General features: G+C 39.3%; 6 protein-coding genes. All 6 read left to right on the plus strand.

Going from position 1 to position 5,046, the window contains the following annotated elements:
* The first annotated feature begins 143 nt into the window (after positions 1-143).
* The 6 genes from EXA13_RS16065 (at position 144) to EXA13_RS16100 (ending at position 4,783) form a co-directional block, all read left to right on the plus strand.
* Positions 144-626, plus strand: a complete 483-nt coding sequence (locus EXA13_RS16065; protein ID WP_238134037.1) for a hypothetical protein — start codon at positions 144-146, stop codon at positions 624-626.
* A gap of 152 nt (positions 627-778) precedes the next feature.
* Positions 779-1,138, plus strand: coding sequence for a VOC family protein (locus EXA13_RS16070; protein WP_001071517.1), 360 nt, complete (start codon positions 779-781; stop codon positions 1,136-1,138).
* 146 nt (positions 1,139-1,284) lie between these two features.
* Positions 1,285-1,974, plus strand: coding sequence for a hypothetical protein (locus EXA13_RS16080; RefSeq protein WP_238134038.1), 690 nt, complete (start codon positions 1,285-1,287; stop codon positions 1,972-1,974).
* A 154-nt stretch (positions 1,975-2,128) separates the two neighbouring features.
* On the plus strand, positions 2,129-2,920 hold the full coding sequence (locus tag EXA13_RS16085; RefSeq protein WP_031850381.1) for a DUF3800 domain-containing protein: 792 nt from the start codon (positions 2,129-2,131) through the stop codon (positions 2,918-2,920).
* A gap of 147 nt (positions 2,921-3,067) precedes the next feature.
* Positions 3,068-3,904, plus strand: a complete 837-nt coding sequence (locus EXA13_RS16090; RefSeq protein WP_140085954.1) for a DUF456 domain-containing protein — start codon at positions 3,068-3,070, stop codon at positions 3,902-3,904.
* Positions 3,905-4,114: 210 nt separating this feature from the next.
* Entirely contained in the window at positions 4,115-4,783 is a 669-nt protein-coding gene (locus EXA13_RS16100; RefSeq protein WP_053805045.1) for a hypothetical protein, read from the plus strand.
* Positions 4,784-5,046: the final 263 nt, after the last annotated feature.

Here is a 5,046-nt window from a genome sequence, read left to right on the forward strand (position 1 = left end):
AAAGGAGGACTGCCAACACTAGGCATTTTTGGCTCAAATGAGCATTTAAGGTTATGGCTGTATTTGCTTTAGTTTGGTGTTTTGCATGGCAGCCCCTTAAGCGGGCGTTATGTGCTACAAAGTAATAATTAGAAGGTTCGGTTGTGGAAGAAATCTCCCTAAAGTTAGATGCGTTGGAAAAAGAACATTATTCCCTTGCAGAATATTACGAACATAAAGGCTCATATGAAATGTCATACGTTGCTTTGTGGACCGTTTTAGAACACATCATGAAACCCATTGCTTCGATAGGCGTAAAAAAGAAGCTCGAATCTGAGTTGCTTGAATGGGTTAACCATATTCAAAAGCCAACCCCGGGCAAGCAACCCAAGGAAATTAAGAATTTCAAAACAGAGTATACGGCGACATCTATACCATCTATGACACTCATCGAAGAGGTTACTGGTGAGTTGCCTAAATTAAGGCTTCTAATGGATTCTAAGGGCAAATATCGTCGTAAGCGCAATGATATAGCTCATCGCGCTGAGAAATTATCAGAAGCTTCGTATGTAGACTACAAAGAGTCTGTCTTAGCCGCAGTTACTGAAGTTAAGCAGAGGCTTCGGGAGCTTGGAGAACGCACATAACAAACGCTTCAATGGGGACAGCCAACGCTGGGCACTTTTGGTTTAGATGGGTATTTGAGGTTACGGCTGTTGTGTTTGAGCGTGGTTGTTTTGCGTTGTCTGCCCTTTAAGCGGGCGTTATGCGCTAATAGGAAAAGTTACAGGAGTTAACAATGAATCAGCATGAAAAGATCAATTATGTAGAATTTTCAGCGAAAGACTTAGAGTCAACGAAAGCATTCTTTTCAAAGGTTTTTGGATGGGACTTTGTTGACTATGGGCCTGAATACGCAGCTTTTTCAAATGAAGGTTTAGATGTTGGCTTTTTCAAAGCTGAGCGTTCTAGTCGGACTGAAAATGGTGGTGCACTTTTAATTTTCTATAGTTCAGACATTGAAGCCACATTGGATAAAGTTGTGAAAAATGGCGGTAATATCATCCGTTCAATTTTTGAATTTCCCGGCGGTTGTCGTTTTCATTTTGTAGAGCCAAGTGGCAACGAGTTTGCTGTTTGGTCTGAAGCACGCGCATAACAAGGCGTTAAAGAGGGACAGCCAACGCGTGGCATTTTTATCATGCGTTGGTTTTTGTGATTACTGTGTTATGCGGAAGCTTGGCAGTTGCGTCGGCTGCCCCTTAACGCGGCGTTATGAATTTCTAGTTTCAGCAAGGGGGTAGCTTGAAGGATAATTTACTGACAGATTGCGTACTTATATTAGAAAAGTCAGAGTTGAAAGTCTTTAACGTAGAGACAGAAAGCCAATTAATAAACTGGATTTGGTTGCCGATTATGCAGTTTATTACGGGGCTTAAAGATGTTTTTCTACCGACATCGATTGGAGCAGTGATATGGGTAGTGTTGTTTCTGGGTACATTATTGGTAACAACATTACTTGAATTGCCTGCGAGTATAATAAATTACGGCTCTATTGTATGTATTGTACTCCCAATAGTAGCAATGCTATTTGCCACTCCTAGTTTTTATGCTACATCTGGTCTCAAAAACGTTAATGTAGATTACATATCAAAACTCATCTTACAGAAATCAGAAGGGGATAAAGACAAGGTTGAGCTTTTAGATTCTAGTTTTGAATATATAGAGCAACGAATAGAGTCAAGACATAAATTTTATCGAATGCTTATTGGGGCGTATTGGGCTTATAACATTCTTTTTGCTAACTTGGTGCATAAACAAGTAAATACAATTGAAGTTGTTTGGGTATCTATACTAGATGCTAGCTTTTATTTAGTACTTTGTTGGTTATTGTATCTTTCGTATAAAAGGGGAGCAGATATTTTGATTCGAACTATCAGGCTTTCTTTTAAAAATGCAGCTAGATTAGCTAGTGCTTCGAAAGAAATATCATAACAAGCAATTTAAGAGGGATTCACAACGCTCGGAATTTTCGCTTCTACTTCAAATTTAGTGTTTATGGCACAATGCTTTAGGTTTGGATGGAAGCGTTGTTCACCCCTTAATTGGGCGTTAAGTGCTTTCGAGTAATTGGTACATTGGAGGTGAAATGCAAGATGGTAAATTAATTTGGCATGTGGCCTGTGATGAATCAGGCGTAGATGGTCAGAAATATTATGGTTTTGGTTCACTTTGGATGAAGTACCAGAGGCGTGGAGACTTTGTTCGAATTATTCGAGAGCTAAGAGACAAACATAAATATGACAATGAAATAAAATGGCAAAAGGCTCATAAAAAGCACTACGCTGGTTTTTATGAAGATCTAATAGAAACATTCTTCAAACATCAATGGTTAGCTTTTCATTGTATTGTTATACGAAAGGGCATGGTTGATAAAAAGTATCACGACGGTGACTATGACCTAGCAATGCGAAAGCATTTCACAAAATTAATTCAAACCAAAATTAGTGCAATTCACAAAGCCCACCCTCAACGACAATGTGAGTTTCGCATCGAAGTAGACCCTTTGCCTTCGCGTTATAAAAAAGCAGATGAAGCATTTCACAAAATCGCTAATAGCATGCTTAAAAATCAATTTGGTGGTGAAGTACCAATTCGCTCGGTTGTAACTAAAGACTCTAAGGAATCAGAGCACATTCAAATTGCCGACTTTTTACTAGGGGCGGTAATGAGTGCATTCCAAGGTAAGGCTAGCTCTCCCGCCAAGCTGAAAGTTGCTGAGAATATTGCGAGTTATCTAGGTTGGGATACTTTGTTGCATGATACCAAGCCACATGAACGTAAGTTTAATATTTGGTATTTCCATGACCCTACTAAAGGGCCTCGTGAAGTTGAAACAAAAGAAGTTAAGCTAAAGTACCCGCTTCCAAAACGCACTTAACAAAGCGTTTAAGACGGATTCACAACGCTTGGCACTTTTAGTTTGATTCAGCATAAGTGTTTACGGCACAATGCTTTATGTTCAGTGGTCGCGTTGTTCACCACTTAACGCGGCGTTAGCTATTTAATTCAATCGAGGTAAGTAAATTTGAGCAAAGAAGACAAGGTTAAAGGTCTGATCCCTATCTTTGGAATAGTAGGGATAGTTGGGTTTCCTCTCATTTTTATATTGGGTGTAGTATTAGGCTCCTTGTTCGGTGAATCTAATTCGCTCACCTCAGATTCCATTTCATCATGGGTTTCAGCCATTGCAACAGTTGCTATTGCCGTTTTGACTTTCATTCTGGCGAAAGAAACGTGGGAGTTACGTAGAACTCAAACAGAGCAAATTCGGCAATTACGTAGAGAAAGCATACGTCCAAATGTAGCGGTCGCGCTAAGGCACAGTGATCTGGGGATGAATTTCATAGAAATTCATATAACTAACTTAGGTCACGGAGTGGCGAAGAATGTAAAATTTTCTTTTTATGATCAAGACGGGGTTGAAGTCGTTGACAGTGACGAGGGAATAATTAAAGAGTTTTTAAAGCTTCATGTACTGAAAAGTGGCATACATGCACTTGGTATTGGTCAATCAATCAACAGCTTCCTGTTTAGTTTTTATGATATTGACGGAAACCAGAAAGATATTTTTTCTCACTATTTACGTTTAAAAGTCACTTTTGAGGATATTGAGCGTTACAAGTATGAAAATGAGTTTGTAATGGACTTCCAAGAATTTCAGGGCATTTCTGAGTTAGGTGGTGGTAACCCATTGCACCAACTAGCGAAAGACTTCAAAAGTTTCAAAGAAATTTTCGACCAAGTAACCAAGGGTAGTAAGCGCGTGCAGGTGGATTCTTATAACACCGCAGACAGAGTAGAAAAGGCTCAAAAAGATAAAGAGTGGTTAAAGCGTGTAAAGCGTGAGAGAGGAGTCGATTAAACAGCTAACAAACTGTTTAAGAGCGATTCGCAACGCGTGGCATTTTTATTATGCGTTACGTTTAGTGTTTAAGGTGGTATGCGGCGGCTTTGGTATTGCGTTGCTCACACCTTAACAGGGCGTTAGGCAAACTATTCAAACTTATCGTATGTCTGATTGAACTTAGTTATTATATGGTCTTTCATCCCATAAAGTATAAAGGGCAAATTTATGCGAAATATTCTGCTGGTTTTAGCTAGCTTTAGCGTGTTATCTGGCTGTACTTCACTAAAACATAATGGTGGAGGTGTTGAAGAAACACTTATTGATCACCCGCCGATTGGTGTTGAGGCTGTAGCTTATGTGGGTGATGAAATGCTAGCGAAAGGAAAGCAAACCACAGTGAATGCGATATCTTTGAAGTACAGCACCTCCGTAGGTGTGCTCGCTGGTTACACTTTTGCTCCGGGCATTTATACGCAAATAGGACACAGCCAAAACAAAATTTTCTATACACCGACACAATACGGTATGGTTCAAGCTAGCGCATTAGCAGACCCTTATGGTGGCATGTACGTAGATCAGAAAACCCGAGAAATTTGTGGTGTTTCTACTTTAGGAGGTACGGTGTGTACATCTGCTGAGTTTAAAGATATCAAGCATACAACGAACGACATGCTATCTTTTCAACAAACACTACTCTACTCGGGTAAAGTTGGTAATAAAATCAATATTAGCTATCGCGAATTCAGCAACGGTCAAGCACGAGCTGCGTTTACAAATGATGTTGAATATGACTTAAATTCATCAAAAGTAATCGGGTATAAAGGTGCTCAAGTAGAGATTATTGAAGCTAATAACCATAGTGTAAAATATAAAGTACTCAAAAACTTTCGATAACGCGTTTGCCTAACAAAGCATTTAAGAGTGATTCCCAACGCTTGGCATTTTTAGCTCAAGGTTGGGTTTCGTGTTTACGGCGTAATGGTTTAGGTTTGGTGGTAGCGTTGCTCACACCTTAATGCGGCGTTATGTAACCGTAGAGAAAAAGACCACAATGTATTGAAAGTTAAAGTGTTTTTATGGTTTCTTTACTTTGAATTTAGCTTCTACTTTGTATATTCGATACTTTCAACTGATTGTTTTAATTGGTTATTCATACG

The sequence above is a fragment of the Vibrio cincinnatiensis genome (assembly GCF_022113815.1).
GTDB classification, from domain to species: domain Bacteria; phylum Pseudomonadota; class Gammaproteobacteria; order Enterobacterales; family Vibrionaceae; genus Vibrio; species Vibrio cincinnatiensis_A.